The organism is Pelomicrobium sp. G1 (assembly GCF_051905455.1).
In the GTDB taxonomy this organism is placed as follows: Bacteria; Pseudomonadota; Gammaproteobacteria; order Burkholderiales; family UBA6910; genus Pelomicrobium.
The window spans coordinates 1-282 of sequence record NZ_JBQACR010000308.1 but is presented as its reverse complement, the minus strand read 5'-3'; the positions used below and the strand labels follow the sequence as shown (position 1 = coordinate 282).

The window sequence follows — 282 nt, the reverse complement described above, 5'->3', positions numbered from 1 at the left end:
GTTCGACGACACCCTTGCTGCCGCCCGTTACAGCGGCGGGGCCGGTAGCCTCGTCGTGGGCTTGAGGCGGCCGCCGGCGGAGGAAGCGATCGAGGCCATCCCCGGCGTCGCCCGCGCCGAACGCCTGCCCTCGGGGGAGTTTCGCGTGCACTGCGCGCCGCAAGAGGATCCCACCGACGCGCTGGTGCAGGAGTCGGTGCACCGGGGCTGGGGCCTTTATCACCTGGCGCCGTGGCCCGCCACCCTGGAGGAAGTGTTCACCCAGCTCACGGCGGGCGACGA

1 pseudogene is annotated in these 282 nt (G+C 72.7%); it reads left to right on the top strand.

Annotated features, from left to right (window positions below):
* Positions 1-282, top strand: a pseudogene (locus ACTFO6_RS18630) (ABC transporter ATP-binding protein); the annotation flags it as partial.